General features: G+C 64.4%; 20 protein-coding genes. 9 read left to right on the top strand and 11 right to left on the bottom strand.

The genetic code is table 11. From position 1 onward, the window contains the following. Nucleotides 1-192: 192 nt before the first annotated feature. The 3 genes from rpsR to EN852_RS24950 all read right to left on the bottom strand — a co-directional run bounded on the left by rpsR (nt 193) and on the right by EN852_RS24950 (nt 3184). On the bottom strand, nt 193-441 hold the full coding sequence (rpsR, locus tag EN852_RS24960; RefSeq protein ID WP_006203718.1) for a 30S ribosomal protein S18: 249 nt from the start codon (nt 439-441) through the stop codon (nt 193-195). Next, entirely contained in the window at nt 441-935 is a 495-nt protein-coding gene (gene rpsF, locus EN852_RS24955; protein ID WP_127877821.1) for a 30S ribosomal protein S6, read from the bottom strand. Before rpsF ends, rpsR begins: the two co-directional genes overlap by 1 nt. Nucleotides 936-1255: 320 nt before the next feature. Then, nucleotides 1256-3184, bottom strand: a complete 1929-nt coding sequence (locus EN852_RS24950) for an LTA synthase family protein (RefSeq protein ID WP_127877823.1) — start codon at nt 3182-3184, stop codon at nt 1256-1258. 277 nt (nt 3185-3461) lie between these two features. Between EN852_RS24950 and fabD the strand changes: the two genes are divergently transcribed. The 9 genes from fabD to gmk all read left to right on the top strand — a co-directional run bounded on the left by fabD (nt 3462) and on the right by gmk (nt 10717). Then, on the top strand, nt 3462-4403 hold the full coding sequence (gene fabD, locus EN852_RS24945; RefSeq protein ID WP_127877825.1) for an ACP S-malonyltransferase: 942 nt from the start codon (nt 3462-3464) through the stop codon (nt 4401-4403). Nucleotides 4404-4467: 64 nt separating this feature from the next. Further along, nucleotides 4468-4689: a ribbon-helix-helix protein, CopG family gene (locus EN852_RS24940; protein WP_127877827.1), complete on the top strand. Its 222-nt coding sequence runs from the start codon at nt 4468-4470 to the stop codon at nt 4687-4689. Continuing rightward, entirely contained in the window at nt 4673-4939 is a 267-nt protein-coding gene (locus tag EN852_RS24935; RefSeq protein WP_127864916.1) for a type II toxin-antitoxin system RelE/ParE family toxin, read from the top strand. Before EN852_RS24940 ends, EN852_RS24935 begins: the two co-directional genes overlap by 17 nt. Nucleotides 4940-4977: 38 nt before the next feature. Continuing rightward, a complete protein-coding gene (gene fabG, locus EN852_RS24930) occupies nt 4978-5715 on the top strand; it encodes a 3-oxoacyl-[acyl-carrier-protein] reductase (protein WP_127877829.1) in 738 nt (245 codons plus the stop codon). Nucleotides 5716-6061: 346 nt separating this feature from the next. Continuing rightward, nucleotides 6062-6298 carry an acyl carrier protein gene (locus tag EN852_RS24920; RefSeq protein WP_006203723.1) on the top strand — a complete coding sequence of 79 codons (237 nt, stop codon included), beginning with the start codon at nt 6062-6064 and terminating at the stop codon, nt 6296-6298. A gap of 34 nt (nt 6299-6332) precedes the next feature. Continuing rightward, on the top strand, nt 6333-7595 hold the full coding sequence (fabF, locus tag EN852_RS24915; protein WP_095816073.1) for a beta-ketoacyl-ACP synthase II: 1263 nt from the start codon (nt 6333-6335) through the stop codon (nt 7593-7595). Between the two features lie 160 nt (nt 7596-7755). Further along, nucleotides 7756-9018, top strand: coding sequence for an endolytic transglycosylase MltG (gene mltG, locus EN852_RS24910; protein ID WP_127877831.1), 1263 nt, complete (start codon nt 7756-7758; stop codon nt 9016-9018). Nucleotides 9019-9146: 128 nt separating this feature from the next. Continuing rightward, nucleotides 9147-10037 (top strand): YicC/YloC family endoribonuclease, encoded by an 891-nt coding sequence (locus tag EN852_RS24905; RefSeq protein ID WP_127877833.1) that lies wholly within the window; start codon nt 9147-9149, stop codon nt 10035-10037. Nucleotides 10038-10042: 5 nt separating this feature from the next. Next, nucleotides 10043-10717 carry a guanylate kinase gene (gene gmk / locus EN852_RS24900; protein ID WP_112125616.1) on the top strand — a complete coding sequence of 225 codons (675 nt, stop codon included), beginning with the start codon at nt 10043-10045 and terminating at the stop codon, nt 10715-10717. A 111-nt stretch (nt 10718-10828) separates the two neighbouring features. On the opposite strand, the gene EN852_RS24895 is transcribed toward gmk, so the two are convergent. From EN852_RS24895 to lptF, 8 genes are all read right to left on the bottom strand, one after another. Next, entirely contained in the window at nt 10829-11152 is a 324-nt protein-coding gene (locus EN852_RS24895; protein WP_127877835.1) for a type II toxin-antitoxin system RelB/DinJ family antitoxin, read from the bottom strand. A gap of 43 nt (nt 11153-11195) precedes the next feature. Then, nucleotides 11196-11486 carry a DUF1330 domain-containing protein gene (locus tag EN852_RS24890; RefSeq protein ID WP_127877837.1) on the bottom strand — a complete coding sequence of 97 codons (291 nt, stop codon included), beginning with the start codon at nt 11484-11486 and terminating at the stop codon, nt 11196-11198. Nucleotides 11487-11569: 83 nt separating this feature from the next. Next, nucleotides 11570-12415, bottom strand: coding sequence for a 16S rRNA (adenine(1518)-N(6)/adenine(1519)-N(6))-dimethyltransferase RsmA (gene rsmA / locus EN852_RS24885; protein ID WP_127877839.1), 846 nt, complete (start codon nt 12413-12415; stop codon nt 11570-11572). Nucleotides 12416-12422: 7 nt separating this feature from the next. Further along, a complete protein-coding gene (pdxA, locus tag EN852_RS24880) occupies nt 12423-13457 on the bottom strand; it encodes a 4-hydroxythreonine-4-phosphate dehydrogenase PdxA (protein WP_127877841.1) in 1035 nt (344 codons plus the stop codon). 142 nt (nt 13458-13599) lie between these two features. Then, nucleotides 13600-14523 carry a SurA N-terminal domain-containing protein gene (locus tag EN852_RS24875; RefSeq protein ID WP_127877843.1) on the bottom strand — a complete coding sequence of 308 codons (924 nt, stop codon included), beginning with the start codon at nt 14521-14523 and terminating at the stop codon, nt 13600-13602. A 219-nt stretch (nt 14524-14742) separates the two neighbouring features. Beyond that, a complete protein-coding gene (locus EN852_RS24870) occupies nt 14743-17172 on the bottom strand; it encodes an LPS-assembly protein LptD (protein WP_189546157.1) in 2430 nt (809 codons plus the stop codon). Next, a complete protein-coding gene (lptG, locus tag EN852_RS24865) occupies nt 17172-18254 on the bottom strand; it encodes an LPS export ABC transporter permease LptG (protein WP_127864928.1) in 1083 nt (360 codons plus the stop codon). The genes EN852_RS24870 and lptG overlap by 1 nt, the downstream gene beginning before the upstream one ends. A 2-nt stretch (nt 18255-18256) precedes the next feature. Then, nucleotides 18257-19453, bottom strand: coding sequence for an LPS export ABC transporter permease LptF (gene lptF / locus EN852_RS24860; RefSeq protein ID WP_127877847.1), 1197 nt, complete (start codon nt 19451-19453; stop codon nt 18257-18259). Between the last annotated feature and the right edge of the window lie 144 nt (nt 19454-19597).

Raw genomic sequence — 19597 nt, 5'->3', positions numbered from 1 at the left:
ATCGTTCGATCGGCGCTGAATGAATTGGAACAGGTCAGGAAGCTTTGGCGCGGCGTCGCCGCTCTTGTCGCTGTCCTGCCTGTCTGGGCAGTTAGAGGCAATTGGCCCCAACTCGGGATTTTGATCGAGACCCAGCGGCGCCCGTCGCCGTGGGTGAAAGAAGCGGGCGGCGAGCCGCCCGCTTCGGAAATCTTAGCGAACCACGTAGGGCAGCAGGCCGAGGAAGCGGGCGCGCTTGATCGCCTTGGCGAGTTCGCGCTGCTTCTTCTGGCTGACGGCGGTGATGCGCGACGGCACGATCTTGCCGCGCTCGGAAATGTAGCGCTGCAGCAGACGCACGTCCTTGTAGTCGATCTTCGGAGCGTTGGCGCCGGAGAACGGGCAGGTCTTGCGGCGGCGATGGAACGGACGCCGGGTCGGGATCTGGTTGATGTCGACCATTATTCTGCACCCCCTTCAAAGCCTTCGCGCGGACGGCGCGGGCCACGGTCGCCGCCTTCGCGGTCGCCGAACGAACGCGGACCACGGTCGCCGCGGTCGCGGTCGCCGAAGGAACGCGGGCCACGATCGCCACGCTCGCGGTCGCCGAAGCCGCCGCGCTCGGAGCGCTCTTCGCGCTTCTGCATCATCGCCGAAGCGCCTTCCTCATGCGCCTCGACCTTGATGGTCAGGAAGCGCAGCACGTCTTCGGACAGGCCCATCTGGCGCTCCATCTCGTTGAGCGCGGCCGGCGGGCAGGTGATGTCCATCAGCGTGTAGTAAGCCTTCCGGTTCTTCTTGACCCGGTAGGTGAGGGACTTCAGTCCCCAGTTCTCGATCCGGCCGACCGAGCCGCCATTCGCGGTGATGACGCCCTTGTACTGTTCGACAAGCGCGTCAACCTGCTGCTGCGACAGGTCCTGCCGGGCAAGAAACACATGTTCGTAAAGAGCCATTATGTCTTTCTGCCTTTCTTCGTTTCTCTGTCCGGCCCTCGCGGCTAAGCCTCTGCAACTTGTCTGACCCGGCCGCCAGGGCGCGGGGAAGAAAGGAGCATCACGAGACGGTCGAGAGCGGAGACACGGGAGGCTAAAAGCGCTTCTGGCTTCGTGTCGCGGCTTTGAGAAGCCACGGCCCTCCGTTCAGCCCCCAGCAAGGACCGGCACATTGGGCGCGTCTATACAGCAATTTCGCGGGAAGGCAAGGCCGGCAGCCAGGATTGAGGATTCCACAATACCGCAGGGCCTGACTTCTCCGACGCTCGCGCATAGTGGCCTCAACTCGTATGCGCGACGAGCTTGTTCACCGTCTCGGGGAAGAAGTCGGGCGCCGAGTGGCGCTTGCCGAACATCATGTCGTACTGGATGAGGCGGAAATCGTTGATCTTCGGGTCGATCTGCTTCTGCCTCGCCCAGTCCGGCGTCGCTTCGCCCGCGGGCGACAGGAGCAGGTTGCGGTCGACCACCCGGTAATGCTCGCGCAGCGCGCCGAGGAAGCCGGTGTAATAGGGGTGCGTGATGCCGGCTGTGGTCAGGATGTGATAGGGGAGGAAGGCCGGACTCACGGCGCCCAGGTTCTGCACCGGACCGGAGCGGTTCGACCAGATGACCAGCGGCGTGTCGTGATGCTCGAGCGCGGCTTCCGGATTCGGCTCCTTGCGTGGCGCGACATTGTCCTTGAGGAAGCCGGTCTCGACATAGACAGGTCCGAGCGGCGGCAGGTGGTCGCCGAAGAAGGCGATGACGGTCGGCCGCTCGCGCTTCTTCGCCCAGTCGATCAGCCGCTGCAGGCCGCGGTCGGCGTCGCCCGAGCCCTCGGCATAGGAAAGCAGCGATTCCCGCGCCCAGGAACTGATCGGCGCATCGACCGAATGTGTCGGATTGTAATAGCGGTAGGGCTCGTAGGGGCCGTGGTTCTGCAGGCTGACGGCGAACAGGAACACCGGATCGTCGCTGGCGTCGGCCTCGCGGATGATCTCATCGGTCATCGCCGCGTCGGAAGCCAGCGGCCCGCGCTTTTCCATGGGCGGCAGCGTCTCTTCGGAGCGGAAGTCGCTGAAGCCGAAATCGGCATAGACGGCGCCCCGGTTCCAGAACCAGTTGGTGCCGGGATGGATGGCGCGCGCCCGGTAGCCCTCGCTCTTCAGGAAGGTCGCCAGCGACGGCGTCGGCGTGCGCACATATTGCTGGTAGGGGATCGAGCCGGCCGGCAGGAAGGCGTTGGAGAAGCCGGTCAGCGCCTCGAATTCGATATTGGCGGTCATGCCGCCGAACTCAGGCGAGAACATCGAGCCCGAGCGCAGGGCGCGCACGGTCGGGATCGGATCCGGCTTGATGCTGACGCCGGGCAACTGCGTCGGATCCCAGAAGGATTCGCTCATCACCACGACGATATCGGGCTTCTCGTCCGGCACCGATGCGGCGACGCCGGTGCGCTGGATCGCTGCCATCGTCTTGTCGGAATAGCCGGGCGGGGCCGAGACATGCGCCATCGGCACATTCATCGCGAAGGCCAGCGCAAAGCCGTTCGAGGCGTAGTTTTCCTTCTGGTCCCACATGATCGGGATGATCTGCAGCCGGTCGCGCGTCCACGAGAAGGTGGCGTAGTCCATGATCGAGACGAAGAAGGCGAGCAGCGGCACGGCAAGCGCCAGCCGCGCCAGGCGGCCCTTGCGGCTGAGGATCGGCACCCGCCGGCGCCAGGTCCGCCAGCCATAGACCAGCAGCGCCAGCCCGCCGACGATTGCCGCGGCAAGCATGATGGCCGTCCATGGCCGTTCGCGCACCAGAAGCGGCATCAGCGCCATGATCTGGCGGGCAAACAGGAAATCCGTCGGGTAGAGCGGATCGCCTAGATAACGCGATTTCTGGTGTCCGACAAAGGCCAGCGCCAGTGTCAGTGGCGCCACGATCATCAGGCTCTGGTGGCTGCGGCCAATCACGGCGTCGAGCCCGACCAGCACCAGCGCAAAGACGATGATCGTGGTCCAGCCCGGCTTGAACGGCTGCAGGAAGAAATCGACAGTGCCGAAGAAATCGCCGCGCACGATCCATTCGATTGCGAAGACGAGCAGGGCGGAGACAAGAAGTGTCGCAAGGCCGTAGCGTACCGTCGGCCAGGGCCGCCCCGGCAGGTAGCCGGTGGACGGATCGTCTTCCAAAAATTGAGGCACGGGCTTGGCCGTGCCTTTCCTGATCCTTGCCACTCTACTTCCCCCGGCCCACGCAACACGCCTTCCACGCGCGTCACGGCTCTGTCATCAAAATGTCACGCAAAGCTAGCGCCTGTGGCGGAAATAAGAAGAGCCAGCAAAGTAAACGTGAGCGGTTTTCATCAGGTGTGATCGCCAAAAAGCCTTTCGGAACAGGGAGTCAGCCGGGTTTTCCGGCTGAAATACGGCTTGAAGGGATACCCGCGGGCTTGACTTGGCTGTGCGCCTTGCGCCAGAGGCAGAGAAAAACCAGGCTCTGGAGAGATCAAAAATGGCCGTCGCATTCACCTTTCCGGGACAGGGCAGCCAGGCCGTCGGCATGGGCAAGGACCTCGCGGATCAATTCCCGGAGGCGCGCCGCGTCTTCGAGGAAGTGGACGCCGCGCTCGGCGAAAACCTGTCGAAACTGATCTGGGAAGGGCCGGAAGAGACGCTGATGCTGACCGCCAACGCCCAGCCGGCGCTGATGGCGGTGTCGCTGGCGGCGATGCGGGCGCTCGAAGCGCGCGGCTTCTCGCTGAAGGACAAGGTGGCCTATGTGGCGGGCCATTCGCTGGGCGAATATTCCGCGCTTGCCGCGGCCGGCTTCGTCTCGGTCGGCGATGCGGCGAAGCTGCTCAGGACCCGCGGCAACGCCATGCAGGCTGCGGTGCCGGCCGGCGAGGGCGCCATGGCTGCCATCATCGGCCTCGAGCAGGCCGATGTCGAAGCAGCGTGCGCGGAAGCGGCCAAAGGCTCCGTCTGCCAGGTCGCCAATGATAATGGCGGCGGCCAGCTGGTGATTTCCGGCGCCAAGACGGCGGTCGAGCTGGCCGCGAAGCTGTGCACCGAAAAGGGCGCCAAGCGGGCGCTGATGCTGCAGGTCTCGGCCCCCTTCCATTCGGCGCTGATGGCGCCTGCGGCCGACATCATGCGCGAGGCGCTGGCGGGCGTGGAAAAGCAGGCGCCGGTGGTTCCGGTCGTCTCCAACGTTACCGTGACGCCGACCAGCGACCCGGACGAGATCGCCCGCCGCCTGGTCCAGCAGGTGACCGGCCGCGTGCGCTGGCGCGAGACGGTGGAATGGTTCGGTGCCAATGGCGTCGCCACGCTGTACGAAGTCGGCGCCGGCAAGGTGCTGTCGGGCCTGGCGCGCCGCATCAAACGCGACATCGCCACCGGCGCCATCGGCACGGCGGCGGACGTCGAGGCGGCGCTGGCGGCGCTGGGATGATCATCAAAGCTTGAACTCTCAGCCTCAAAGCGGTAAATGAATACATGTATTCACGGAGGTCATCGTGCCGACATCCATCCGCCTGGCGCCCGAGATTGAAGAACGCTTGGACTTTCTTGCCGCCAAGACCGGCCGCAGCAAAGCCTACTATCTGCGTGAACTCATTGAACGTGGGCTCGAAGACGTGGAGGACTATTATCTCGCTGCGGAGGTGCTTGAGCGGATCAGGCGAGGTGAGGAGGATGTCGTAAAGAACGAGGATTTCTGGCGTGGCCTGGACGCTTGAGTATGCTCGTTCGGCTCGCAAGTTTGTCGAAAAACTAGATCCGCACACACGCAACCGCATCCGCGACTTTATCGAAAACCGACTTGCCGAGCTCGACAATCCGCGTGAGCTAGGCAAACCACTTAAAGGCCCGCTGGCGACATTCTGGAGGTACCGAGTTGGGGACTACCGGATTATCTGCGAGGTGCAAGACACGCGGCTGGTTATTCTTGTCGTGACGATCGGCCATCGAGGCGACGTCTACAGATAGTCCGGTACGTGACCTGTCCGATTTGAAAGGGAACAAAAATGTTCGAACTGACCGGCCGCAAGGCGCTCGTCACCGGCGCATCGGGAGGCATCGGCGAGGCGATCGCCAGGGTGCTGCACAGCCAGGGCGCCATCGTCGGCCTGCACGGCACGCGCGTGGAGAGGCTGGAAGCCTTGGCGGCTGAGCTCGGCGACCGCGTAAAACTGTTTCCGGCCGATTTGACCGACCGCGACGCGGTGAAGGCGCTTGGCCAAAAGGCTGAGGCCGAGCTCGAGGGCGTCGATATCCTGGTCAACAATGCCGGCATCACCAAGGACGGCCTGTTCGTGCGCATGTCGGACGCCGACTGGGACAGCGTGATCGAGGTCAACCTCACCGCCGTGTTCCGGCTCACCCGTGAGCTCACCCATCCGATGATGCGCCGCCGCCATGGCCGCATCATCAACATCACCTCGGTGGTCGGCGTCACCGGCAATCCCGGCCAGACCAATTACTGCGCCTCCAAGGCCGGCATGATCGGCTTTTCCAAGTCGCTGGCGCAGGAGATCGCCACCCGCAACATCACCGTCAACTGCGTCGCCCCGGGCTTCATCGAATCGGCCATGACCGACAAGCTCAACGACAAGCAGAAAGAGACGATCATGGCCGCGATCCCGACCCGGCGCATGGGCACCAGCGCCGAGGTCGCGTCTGCCGTCGCCTACCTCGCCTCCAATGAGGCGGCTTATGTCACCGGTCAGACTATTCATGTGAATGGCGGCATGGCGATGATCTAAGGTCTGTTGAGATTCAGGTCAGGCCGAGCCGAGAATGGCGGCTTCCTGCGCTTCCGGTGCTCACGTACTTTAAGTACGCTCCGCTCCGGTTCTCGGAACCCACCATTCTCGGCTCGGCCTGACCTGAATCTCAACAGACCCTTGCCGACCGAGTTTCGGACGCCTGTGAAAACAGCCATTTCGGCTTGGACGCCCGGCATTTTTCGTGTAATGCGGCCCGCAACCCGGCGGTTCGGGCAAAAACCGGTCCTGTGGCGTTGCGTTGCCCGCAAGACCATCTTTCAGCTTGATTAGCGGCATTCCGCCCGCTAACGAAGATCGACAACATAAGACGAGGATTGCCCAAATGAGTGACACCGCAGAGCGCGTCAAGAAGATCGTCATCGAGCATCTCGGCGTCGATGCCGACAAGGTGACGGAGCAGGCGAGCTTCATCGACGACCTGGGCGCGGACAGCCTCGACACGGTCGAACTCGTCATGGCGTTCGAAGAAGAGTTCGGCGTCGAGATTCCGGACGATGCCGCCGAGACCATCCTCACCGTCGGCGACGCCGTGAAGTATATCGACAAGGCTTCGGCCTGAGTTCTTTCGCAGGCATGACCGGGGAGGACCTGCGATGAGGCGTGTCGTCGTCACGGGCCTTGGCCTGCTTTCGCCGTTTGGCATGGGCGTCGAGCACAGCTGGCGGGAATTGCTTTCCGGCCGCAGCGCCTGCCGCCGCGTCACCGAATTCGAAGTGGACGATCTTGCCTGCAAGATCGCCCACATCATCCCGCGCGGCGACGGCTCCAACGGCACCTTCAATCCGGAGGCCGTGCTCGAGCCGAAGGAACTGCGCAAGATCGGCGACTTCATCCTTTACGGCATCGCGGCCGCCGACGAGGCGCTGGCCGATTCCGGCTGGAAGCCAGAAACGCATGTGGATCAGTGCGCCACCGGCGTGCTGATCGGCTCCGGCATCGGCGGCATCGACGGCATCGCCGAAAACGCGATGATCCTCAAGGATCGCGGCCCGCGCCGCATCAGTCCGTTCTTCATCCCCGGGCAGATCATCAACCTGGTCTCCGGCCAGGTCTCCATCCGTCACGGCCTGAAAGGCCCGAACCACGCGGTCGTCACCGCCTGCTCGACCGGCGCGCACGCCATTGGCGACGCGGCCCGGCTGATCATGTGGGGCGATGCCGACGTCATGGTGGCGGGCGGCGCCGAGGCGCCGGTTACGCGGTTGTCGATTGCCGGCTTCGCCGCCTGCCGCGCGCTCTCCACCGACCGCAACGATGCGCCGGAGACCGCGTCGCGTCCCTATGACCGCGACCGCGACGGCTTCGTCATGGGCGAGGGCGCCGGCGTCGTCGTGCTGGAGGAACTCGAGCACGCAAAGGCGCGCGGCGCCAAGATCTACGCCGAAGTCACCGGCTACGGACTGACCGGCGACGCCTACCACATCACCGCCCCCGCCGAGGATGGCGACGGCGCCTTCCGCTGCATGACGGCGGCGCTGAACCGGGCGAAGCTTTCGCCGGCCGATGTCGATTACATCAATGCCCATGGCACCTCGACCATGGCCGACACGATCGAGCTTGGCGCGGTCGAGCGCCTGGTCGGCAATGCCGCCTCGAAGATTTCGATGTCGTCGACAAAGTCGTCGGTCGGCCATCTGTTGGGTGCCGCTGGTGCCGCGGAAGCGATCTTCTCGATCCTTGCCATCCGCGACAACATCGCTCCCGCCACGATCAATCTTGACAATCCGGAACGCGAGACGGCGATCGATCTCGTGCCGAACAAGCCGCGCCAGCGCCAGATCGACGTCGCGCTGTCGAATTCCTTCGGTTTCGGCGGCACCAACGCTTCGCTCGTGTTCCAGCGCTACAATGGCTGAAAGGCCAGCCGGGGCAATCCCGGGAAGAGGGCGCGACGCTCTTCCCGGGATTGCTCGGACAACCAGTCGGCAGTCCCGCCACCTGCCGTCATTTTTGCCAAATTCTCCCCTAGCTTGTTGCTGGGGGATTCGTTGCAAGATCAGACGGTAGGGCGCGCCCATGAGCACAGATCCGGGGAGCACTAATCCGGGCGGCGGAGATTTCGGACGGCAAGGCACGAAAGGTCCCATCGTGCCCAAGACGGCCGCCGAGGCATTGCGCCCGGAAGCCGGCACGCCGCCGCCGTCGAAGCGCTCGCGCGCCTCGCGCAGCCAGGTCGTGGTGTTCCTGAATTTCTTCCTGTCCGTGGCGATCCTTCTCGTGCTCGCCTCGGGGGCCGCGCTTTATTTCGGCATGCAGGCATTTGTCGAGCCCGGCCCGTCCGCCAATGGCGACACCTTCATGGTCAAGCCGAACACCGGCGTGCAGGAGATCGCCGATCAGCTGGAACGCCGCAGCCTGATCAGCGATGCCCGCATCTTCCGGCTCGGCGTGCGCGCCACCGGCAATGAATCGGCGCTGAAAGCCGGTGAATACGCCATCAAGCCGCGTGCCTCGATGCGCGACATCATGGAGCTCTTCAAGAGCGGCAAGTCGGTGATGTACTCGCTCACCATTCCTGAAGGACTCACGGTCGAGCAGGCGCTGCAGCGCGTCGCAGAGCAGGATGCGCTCACCGGCGACATGCCGGCGAGCCTGCCGCCGGAGGGCAGCATCGCCACCGACACGCTGCGCTTCACCCGCGGCGCTACCCGCCAGCAGATGGTCGACAAGCTTGTCGCCGATCAGAAGAAGCTGGTCGAGGATGTCTGGTCGCATCGCGCGCCCGACTTGCCGATCGCCAACATCGATGATTTCGTCACGCTGGCCTCGATCGTGGAGAAGGAAACGGGCCGGAGCGACGAACGCTCGCGCGTTGCCGCTGTCTTCCTCAACCGGCTGGCCAAGGGCATGCGGCTGCAATCCGACCCGACCATCATCTACGGTCTGTTCGGCGGCAAGGGCAAACCCGCCGACCGGCCGATCTATCAGTCCGACATCGAAAAGCAGACACCCTACAACACCTATCTGATCAAGGGCCTGCCGCCGACGCCGATCGCTAATCCGGGCCGCGCGGCGCTCGAAGCGGTCGCCAATCCGTCGAAGACCGACGATCTTTATTTCGTCGCCGACGGCAATGGCGGCCACGTCTTTGCCGCGACGCTGGAAGAGCACAACCAGAACGTCGCCCGCTATCGGGCGCTGCAGAAGAAGCAGGCGGATGCCGCCGCCAAGGCGTCCGGCCAGACGACGGCCCCGGCCGCTCCCGACGGCAATGCCGACAGCGGCGACGCCGGCGACAATGGCGAAAACGGCGATGCGGGCGGCGACGCGGCGCAATAAGGGTGCCGCACGCGTCCTTTGACGCGACGCCATATTCATGTTTTGAGGGTGCGCCGGCCGATCGTCCGGCGATTTTTTAGGCGTGTAGCGCCGGGCCGCGTGCGTCGGCCTGCGACAGGGGGAGGGCAATGAGCCTGCAGAGCATGACCGGTTTCGCGCGGTCCGCCGCCGAGAGCGATGGCACGTCGATCGCCTGGGAGGTGAAATCGGTGAACGGCAAGAGTGCCGAGGTTCGGCTGAGGTTGCCGCAGGGTTTCGACCGGCTGGAGACCGCCGTCCGGCAGACCGTTCAGAAGCGTTTCGCGCGCGGCAATTTCCAGGCGACACTGACCGTCGGCCGCGCTGCGGCCAGGCAGGCCCAGCCGGTGGTCAACGAGGCGTTCCTCAAGGATCTGGCGGGGCTGGCGAAGCGCTTGCAGGAGCAGTTCGGCACTGAGCCCGCCACCGCCGACGGCCTGCTCTCGCTGCGCGGCGTGCTCGACATTCCCGAGGCGGTTGAGACCGAGGAGGAACGCGCCGCGCTTGATGCCGCGATCCTGTCGGCGCTCGAGGCAGCGCTCGCCGGGCTGGAGCAGGCGCGGCAAGGCGAGGGCGCGGCACTTGGCGCGCTGCTTTCCGGCCATGTCGACACCATCGAGGCGCTGACGTTGAAGGCGGAAGCCGACCCGTCGCGCGAGCCGGCTGCAATCCGCGAGCGCATGACGGAGCAGGTACGCCTGTTGATGGATGCCTCGGCCAATCTCGATGCCGTCCGGTTGCATCAGGAGGCGGCCTTCCTCGCCACCAAGGCCGACATCCGCGAGGAGATCGACCGGCTGAAGACGCATGTCGCTTCGGCGCGGACGTTGCTCAAGGGCGGCGGCGCCATCGGCCGCAAGCTCGATTTTCTGGCGCAGGAATTCAATCGCGAATCGAATACCCTGTGCTCCAAGTCGAACGCCGCTGCGGTTACCGCGATCGGGCTGGAGCTCAAGGCGGTGGTCGACCAGTTTCGCGAACAGGTCCAGAATCTGGAGTGACGGGAATGGTTGCCAAGGAGCCGACGGCTGCCAGGGATCTGGGATCCCGCATCCGCCGCCGCGGACTGATGCTGGTGCTGTCGTCGCCGTCGGGCGCCGGCAAGTCGACGATCGCGCGCAATCTTCTGGAGAGCGATCCAAGCCTCGAGCTTTCGGTCTCCGTCACCACGAGGCCGCGCCGCGGTTCGGAGATCGAAGGCGTCCACTATCATTTCCGCTCCATGCGCGAGTTCGAGCGGCTGCGCGATTCCGACGCGCTGCTCGAATGGGCCGAGGTGCACGGCAATTGCTATGCGACGCCGCGCGAGCCGGCGGAAATCGCGCTGGCCGAAGGCCGCGACATGCTGTTCGACATCGACTGGCAGGGCGCCCAGCAGCTCAAGGAGAAGATGCGCGCCGACATCGTCTCGATCTTCATCCTGCCGCCGTCGATGAAGGAATTGAAGGCGCGCCTGAAGCGCCGCGCCGAGGACCAGGAATCCGTCATCGAGACCAGGCTGAAGAACGCTCGCCTGGAGATCGAGCATTGGAAGGAATACGACTTCGTCATCGTCAACGACGATCTCGACCGCGCCTTCGCCGAGGTCCGCGCCATCGTCGCCGCCGAGCGTCTGCGCCGCGACAGGCGGCCTGGCCTGTTCGACTTCATTTCGGGATTGCTGGACGAGAAGACGGAGTAGGCAGCCTTTCCTTCTCCCCGTTTTACGGGGAGAAGGTGGCCCGAAGGGCCGGATGACGGGCAGCGCCGGCCTGTGGTGGCTCGCGAAGCGCAAAGGTCAACCAGACGACCCTCACTTGCGACCCGCTGCCTGCCGTCTCTCGGCAAAATGCGCCTTGGCTTGATCGTCGGGAATGTCACGGCGGCTGTCGTCCAGGGCTTGCTGAACCTTGGCGCGAAACCACACGTCATACGCTTTGTTGTGCTGAGCTTGTTCCTTGATCAACGCTCTGCGTTCGTCTCCGCTCGATCCTCTGGCGTCGCCTTCCCTCAAGACGGCCCCCATGCGCGGCGACGGATTTAGGCCTTCGACAGCGCTGATCTTTTCGCCTTTGTCACGGGTCAAAACGAATTGACCGGCCCTGCTCCGGCGCGAGGTGACAACTTTGTCTTTCATGGGGTCATACTATCACGCCGCGGTCTTCAGGCAATTGACCGACTCACCTGACGCCCTCGACCAGAATGAGGTTGCGGCTCAGCGCTGCATCGCGAACCTGGAGCGCGGCCGCGTATTCCTCGGAGCGGTACCAGCGCCGCGCGGTCTCGATGTCAGGAAATTCAACGACGATCAGCGGTCCGGGCCGCCAATTGCCCTCCAGCGTCTCCACGTCGCCACCCCGGACCAGATAGCGGCCGCCATGCGCGGCGATGGAGGCCGCGGCGCGGGTTCGATAGGCTTCGAACGCTTCCCGGTCGCGGATCGTAACGTCGGAAATGATATAGGCAGGCATTGCAGGCTCCAGGGCAGGCTCCAGGCGGTCTCGCCCGCCTATCTATGGCGCCGTCTTGTGGATGCCAGTGGTGGCGCCGGCGATCAGACCGCGTTGGTCAGCCGGACAAACTCTTCCACGCTGAGCGTTTCCGCCCGCCGCGTCGGGTCGATGTCGGCGCGGGTGAGGAGCGCCTCGCCGCCCAGGCTCTTCACGCTTTGCCTGAGCATCTTGCGGCGCTGGCCGAAGGCCGCCTCGGTGACGCGGCCGAGCTTTTTGCCGTCGACGGGCAGGGGAGACGAGCGCGGCACCAGATGCACGACGGAGGAGGTGACCTTGGGCGGCGGGGTGAAAGCCTGCGGCGGCACGTCGAAGGCGATCCTCGCCTCGGTGCGCCACCCCGCCAGCACGCCGAGCCGGCCATAGGCGTCGCTGCCCGGACCCGCCGTGATGCGCTCAGCCACCTCGCGCTGGAACATCAGCGTCATCGACTGATAGAACGGCGGCCAGTCGGCCACTGTCAGCCAGCGGATCAGAAGCTCGGTGCCGATATTGTAGGGCAGGTTGGCTGCGATCTTCACCGGCGCGCCTTTCGCCGTGCCGGCAAGCGCGGCAAAATCCGTTTTCAGCGCATCGCCGGGAATGACCTCCAGGCGACCGGGATAGTGGCTGGAAACCTCAGCCAGCGCTTCGAGGCAGCGCTCGTCGCGCTCGATGGCGATCACGCGCCGCGCGCCGTTGAACAGCAGCGCCCGCGTCAGCCCGCCCGGGCCTGGGCCGACCTCGATCACGGTTGCCTCGCCGAGATCGCCGGCGGCGCGGGCGATCTTGCTAGTCAGGTTGAGGTCGAGCAGGAAATTCTGCCCGAGCGCCTTCTTGGCCTGCAGGCCGTGCCGCTCGATCACCGCGCGCAAAGGCGGCAACCCGTCGATCGTGGTGCGCCCGTTCAACGGGTCCTCACGCGGCCGCGGCCTGCCGGCCGCGGTCGGCCAGCCGGCGTGCCAGCCTGAGCGCCGCGATCAGGCTGTCGGCGCGGGCCATGCCCCTGCCGGCGATATCGAAGGCGGTGCCGTGATCGGGCGAGGTGCGGATGAAGGGGAGGCCGAGCGTCACGTTGACCGCCTCGTCGAAGGCCAAGGTCTTGGCCGGAATCAGCGCCTGGTCGTGATACATGCACAGCGCCGCGTCATAGGTGGCGCGCGCGCGTGGATGAAACATCGTGTCGGCCGGCAGCGGTCCGACCGCGTCGATGCCTTCCGCCTTCAGCGTCTCGACGGCCGGGGCGACGATTGCCGCATCCTCCTGGCCCATGGCGCCGCCTTCGCCGGCATGCGGGTTGAGCCCGGCGATCGCAAGCCTCGGCCGCGCGATGCCGAAGCGGCTCTTGAGATCGGCGGCGGTGATGCGCGCTACGGCGACGATCAGCTCCGTGGTGAGCACTTTCGGCACTTCGGCCAAGGGGATATGGATGGTCACCGGAACGGTGCGCAGATCGGGTCCGGCCAGCAGCATCACCGGCGTGACCTCCTTGCCGGTGTGGCGCGAAGCCAGATGCGCCAGATATTCGGTGTGGCCGGGAAAGCCGAATCCCGCATCGTAAAGCGGCTTCTTGGCGATCGGACAGGTGACCACCGCGGCGGCGCTGCCGGCGAGACAGTCGGCGACGGCGCGATCGATGGCTTCGATGGTGCCGGCGGCATTGGCCGAATCCGGCTCTCCGGGGCTGTCGACATGGCGCGCATGGAGCGGCACGACGGGGAGCACGCGGGCAAAATGATGCGCGGCCTGTCCGGGCAAGGTCTCGGCAACCGTCACATTTGCGCCGACAAGGCGGGCGCGGGCTTCGATCAGGGCGGGGTCGGCGATGAGATAGAAGGGCGGCACCCCGGCGCTGTCGCCCGCCTGCCAGGCGGCGATGGCGATCTCAGGTCCAATGCCCGAAGGGTCGCCGACACTGAGCGCCAGCGGCGCATCCGTCTTGCGCGCGCTCATCGGGTGGGCTGACTGTGGTATCGCATGCTTGTCGCTCAGAGCATGACGCCGAAAAGTGTGCTGCGGTTTTCGGACGACATCATGCTCCATTTCTCGGATTTGGGAGACGGATTCAGGCTGGTCCGACCTGATGTCTCCAACTCTAGCGTTCGACGATCTTGGCCTTCTGGCGCAGCTCGGCGACATATTTCTTGCTGAGCTCGTCGGCGTCCTTGTCGCTGCCGCCCTCGGCCTGGAACACCATCTGCGCGGCCTTGTCGTCGGAAACCTCGCGCGAGGAGCAGATGCCGATGAATTCGACGCCGCGTTCGGTCTCGCGCGTCGGTGTCGCGCCGCCGGCCTTGGTCGCCTTGATCTGCTCGGCCCAGTCGGTCGGCAATTGCGGCGCCAGCACCCGGCCGAGATCGCGCACGGTGACGTCGATCAGACCCTTGGCGAATTCGCGCGTGGTGTTGCAGCCGCTGAAGCGGGCACGCATGGCGTCAGCCTCGCGTTTGCGCTTGGCGAGCGTGGCGGCACGCTCCGATGCCGGCACCACGAAGATCACCTGCTGCAGCATGTACTCCGTCGCCGTCGGCTTGGCGCCGCCCTTGTCGAGCATGCGCCGCACGGCGTCCTGCTCGGTCACCGAGCCGCCCTCGCCGGAGCGGTAGCGCGCGCTGAGCGCCTGGTTCCAGGCCATCTGGGCGCGGATGAATTCCTTGAAATGATCCTTGGTGACGCCCGACTGGCTCATGATCGCGTCGAGCTTGGCCAGCGGCATCTTGTTGCCCGAGGCGAAGCGCTGGTAGGCGGCGTCGACCTGCTCATCGGTGATGCGGATGCCGAGCCGCTTGGCCTCGGCCAGCCGCAACGTCTGGTCGATCATCTCCTGCCCGGCATCGCCTTTCTTGTGCTGGAGCCTGAAGAAGGCGGCGCGGTGCGCGATGTCGCCGGTGGTGATCGGTATGCCGTTGACGACATATTTGATCTCCGCGGCGAAAGCTGGCTGCACAACAGCCGTGACCGAAACCGAGGTCGCCGCCACCAGAAGCGCCAATCCTGCCGAAAACAGGTATTTCCTCATCTTACCTTCCAATTTCCCGCCCCAAATTTGTCGGCGCGACAGCGCCGCGCGTCCTCCGAACGCCTGCGCGATACAGCCGACCCCATGCCTCTCCTATGCGGCGAAACGATGTCGCCGGCGCATGGCCCCGAGAATCAGCGCATTTTCGGGGGGTCACGCTCCAAATCAAGACCAAAGCACCATCGGCGCCCGGCTCGCAGGCCACCCGCCGGCCTTCGGTTACTGGATCGTATCGACAGCGCTTGTCGACGAGCCGAAATCGCCCAGCGTGCGGAACGACAGGTTGAAGCCGATATTCTGCGACACTTCCCTGGTGATGGTATCGCGTGTCTGCGAATAGGTCATGATGTAGGTGAAGCAGGAATCGTTGTAGGCGAAACCGACCCCGTCCTTGACCAGCACGTTGCTCTGGATGTCGTAGGTGCCGGTGCCGAACAGCCGCCAGTTCTGCGCCAGATGCGTCGAGGCGCCGAGCGTGACTTCATGCCGGTCGGTGGTGAAGCCATAGAGCGGCTGCGCCTCGATGAAGGCATATTTGGCGCTGAGCGATATCGGCAGGCTGGAATAGGCAGCCTTCACTTCGGCGCGCCGGACCTCGAGTGTCTGCTCGTCGAAACGCCCGCTCACCGAACCGGAGAAACCGCTCGGGCTGTTGAAGCCGACAAGGCCGACATAATCCGAGGTCCGCTTGTCCAGGCCGGACTCGGCCCCGGCATTGACGAGATCGGGCGCGGCGAAGGAGTTCTCGCCCGCGAGCTGGTAGGACTGGCCGAAGATGGCATTCGTCGCCCAGCCATTGTCATAGGCGCCTGAATACCGGAAGCCGACATTGGCGCGCGTGCCGCCTTCTATACGGTCATAGCCCGAGAATTTGTCGCGCTCGAACAGCGTGGTGGCGTCGAAGACGAAGCTCTGCGCGTCTTCATTGGGGACGGCCAGGCCGCCGACATATTGTTCGTTCGGACGCACGAAGACTTGCGCGGTCGGCTCCAGGATATGGCTGGAACTGGGCATCGAGAACAGCAGCGGCCACCGCGCCTCGAGGCCGAGGGTCGCCATATAGCGGGCAAGCGAGGAACGCATGTCGACGTCCTCGCCGAGATTCGCGCCCATCTGGTTGACCGCATCGAGCGAAGCCTGATTGGCGTTGACATAGCCGGCGTCGCCGCGGAAGGCGAGCAACGGCGTCAGCTGCAGGCCGCCGTCGGTGGTGAAGGTGCGCTTCCATTCGGCCTCGGCGGTGAGCCGGCTCGATTCGCCTTCGATGCCGCGCACATTGTTGATGGAATCGGGATTCTTGATATCAGTGAGCACGGCGTCCAGCCGGTTGCGGCTGATCACACGTGCATTGACGTTGAACGACAACTGGCCGCCGGCCACCGACGTGTCGGGAATATACGCATAGTCGAACGACGGCAGCACCCAGGGCTGCTTGGCGGAGCGCGAGGTCGGATCGCTGGAGAGCGTGTCTTCCTGCACCTCGAAGCGCATGGCGCGAACGTCGAAATAATTGCGGTCGCTCAAGCCGGTCAGATAGATCGAGGACTGGTGGACGAGGTCGTTGAAACCGTCGATATTGTAGGTGCGCGAGAATTCCTTGTCGGTCTGCAGCAGCACGTCCCAGCCGAAATCCCAGCGCTCGTTGATGGCGAACTGGCCCTTGGTGCCCATCATGCCACGGAACTTGTTCGGATCACCTTCTGGGCCGGAATTGACGTTGTGGCCGTGGTTGATGTCGAGGGTGTCCGTATCGATGAATGCGTCCGGGTCCTGCTGATTGATGCCGGCGATCTTCAGCGTGTACTCGCCGTTGTTGAAGCGCTGGCGCCACTCGGCCTCGCCGAGGAAGCCCTGCTTGGTATAGCCGCTGCCGGTGACGGTGAGGTCATAGGTCGGGGACAGCGCGAAATAGTAGGGGACTTTGACGCCGACGCCGAGATGGTTGTTGTAGACGATGCCGGGGATCAGGAAGCCGCTCTTGTGCTTCACGGTCGGGTCGGCGATCTCGAAGGCGGGCAGATAGGCAAGCGGGAAGCCGAAGAATTCGAAATTCGAATTTTCGAAGCGGACCGTCTTCTTCTCGCCGTTCCAGATGATCTTGCGCGCCTTGATGCGCCAGGTCGGCGCTTTGTCCGGCTTGTCCTCGCAAGGCTCGCAGGCGGTGTAGACGCCATTGTGGAAAGTGGTCAGCACACCGCCCATGCGCTCGGCGCTCTCGGCGGCGAAATAGGCTTTGTCGATCGTCTCGACGCGCAACGCGTTGGTGAACCCGTCGGCGAAGTCGTCGGTAATGTCGATATGCTCGGCGTTGATCTTGGTGCCGTCGCTGTTGATGATCTCGACGGCGCCGCTGGCGACGAGGCGCTTGGTGTCGCGGTTGTACACCACGCGCTGGGCGACCAGCTTGTTGCCGCCATAGTCGATCTGCACGCCGCCGACGGCCGTCACCGTATGCTTGTCGTTGTCATAGACAAGCGTATCTGCGGCCAGCAGCATCTGCGTGTCGGACGGGACGGGCTTGGCAGCGATAGTCTGCGCCAGCGCGGGTGCCATCGGCACCGCACAAGCGAACAGACATGCCAAGGCTGTCGCCCCATAGAGGCGTGCCAAACCGGCCTGCCTATGGCTGCGCAATCCAGCCTCCCTCACTAGCCGTCTTCCTTGTATAGCAGAAAGGTCACCCCAAAGAACATAGCCACGACAACCGGAACCCATGCAGCCACCACCGTAGGCACGAATCCAGCCACACCGAATGCCTTGACCAGTACCGAAACGACATAAAGCAGAAACCCGGCCACGACGCCACCCAGAATCATCGTTGCCGACTGCCCCATTCGCGCAAATCGCATTGAAACCGTTGCAGCAATCAGCGTCATGGCGACGAGAAGGAAGGGCAACGCCACCAGCGAATCAAACTGCATGGCGAAGGCATTTGCCTTGAGCCCGAAGGAACGGGCAACCTCGATCTTGCGCGGCAGCTCGTAGAAAGGGATGGTTTCCGGGCGCGCCAGGCGCTCCTGCACGAATTCCGGCTTGAGGTTGGTCGGCACCTTGTCGGTCGCCAGCGTCTGGATGTTGCCCGCCTTGAAGACCTTGACGTCCTGCAATTCCCAGTAACCGTCGCGCAGGATGGCCTTGGCCGCGTCCTTGCGCTCGGCGATGTTGCCCTGCGGGTCGAGGATGAAAAACACCGCGTCCGCCATCTCCAGGCCCTGATTGAGGATGGCGCGGGCGCCGATGATGGTGTCGCCTGATTCGGTTTTCTGCCTGAGCCACGGCGTGACGTTGGTGGTGACCGCATTCGATTTGCCGGCCCTGAGGTCGTTCTCCATCTGCTCGGACCAGGAAAAGCCATGCGCGGCGATGGGGTTCATCACGGCCACCGAAAGCACGCCGAACATCAGCGCGCCGACGCAGCACGGAAACAGGAACTGCCAGGCCGAAACCCCGGCCGAGCGCGCGATCACCAACTCGTAGCGGCGGTTGAGCGACACAAGCGTCGCCATTGCCGAGAACAGCCCGACGAACGGCACCGTCTGCAGCATGATCATCGGCATCCTGAGCGCCGAAATCGCGAAGGCCGTGCCATAGGTGAAGCCCGGCAGCCCGGTCGTGCGGCCGGAAAGCTCGGTGAAATCGATCAGGAACACCAGCGCCAGCAGGCCCAGGAAGAACCAGAAGGTGATCGAGACGTAGCGGAAGAAGAAATAGCGGCCCAGCGTCCAGCCCATGGTCAGGCTCCCTGGCCGGAAGTGCGCCGGGCAAGCCACAGCTTGAATGCCGTCCAATTGTCGCTGGTGCGCTTGGCGACGTTGGTCAGCCAGTCCGCCCAGCTGACCGGCAATTCCATGGTGCGCGATGAGACGATGAACCAGATCGAAACCGCGGATGCAATCAGCGGAATGCCGTAGAGCAGGTAGATATAGTACGAGACCCTGTCGGCCTTGCCGGCGGCGAAGAAGCCCAGCCATCGCACGAAAAGCGCTATCGCGATCGCCGTGATCAACGGGTTGATGCGCGCTTCGCGATGCGAGCGCGCATCGCCCGCGACGGCCAGCGCGATCAGCGCGAACACCAGCGAATAGGACCACTCGGCAAAGCGCTGGTTGAGCTCCGCCCGGTAGCTGCCCGGTTCGCGCTGGAACATCCTGTCATTGGCATCCGGGTTGAGCAGATACGCCGTCGTGCGGTCCTTGGGCAAAAGCGTGATGTCGTTGGCCGCGGATAGGAAGGCGGACATGTCGAAGGCGTAGGAGGTGAAGCGGATGACCGAGAGGTCGCCGGTGACCGATTTGCGGTTGATGACGCCGTCATTCATCATCAGCACCTTCTCGTCGCCTTTTTCGACGATGCTGCCGGTCTTGGCGTAGTAGGTGAGGCTGGCGCCTTCCTCGCGTGAATCGGCGACGAAGATGCCGCCGAGCCGGTTGCCGGGAAGCCGTTCGCCGACCTGCAGGTAGAGGCCCTCGTCGATCTTGCGGAACGTGCCTTCCTGGATGATCAGCGACACGAGGTCGGCGCGCGAAGCCGCCACCAGCTGGCGGTTCTTCTGCCTGGCATAGGGGTCGATGGCGTTGTCGACGATGAAGGAAAAGGCGCAAGCCGCGATTGCCAGCAACAGGATCGGCCGCGCGATGGTCCAGCGCGAGGCGCCCGCGGCGCTGAGCACGGCGAGCTCCGAATCGGTGTTCATGGCGCTCAGCGTCTGCGCCACCGCCACCACCAGGGCGAACGGCACCACGATCGGGATGATCGAGGGAATGATCAGTGCCGCGACTTCGAAGAAGGTCAGCGCCGACTGGCCGTTGTCGGTGACGAGGTCGATCTTGGCCAGCACCTGCGTCGTCCACACGATCGCCAGCGTCCAGACCAGCGCGGCGAGGAACATCGTCAGCGCGCGGCGCATGATGTAGCGTTCAACGACCTTCATGAAGGCTTTTCTCGATTTTGCCGAACGGCATCATGCCCGCCGACAAGGTAGTCATCCGGCGACACCCGCACAACTGGGTCATAGGCGGCTCGCTCCGGTTTGTCGCCCCACGCCGCGTGCCCCGGCGCGACGGAGTCTCCGCGC

Origin of the sequence: Mesorhizobium sp. M2E.F.Ca.ET.209.01.1.1 (genome assembly GCF_004010375.2) — a bacterium.
Lineage (GTDB): Bacteria > Pseudomonadota > Alphaproteobacteria > Rhizobiales > Rhizobiaceae > Mesorhizobium.
The sequence above is the reverse complement of the archived record's forward strand: the minus strand, read 5'-3'. Positions and strand labels throughout refer to the sequence as shown.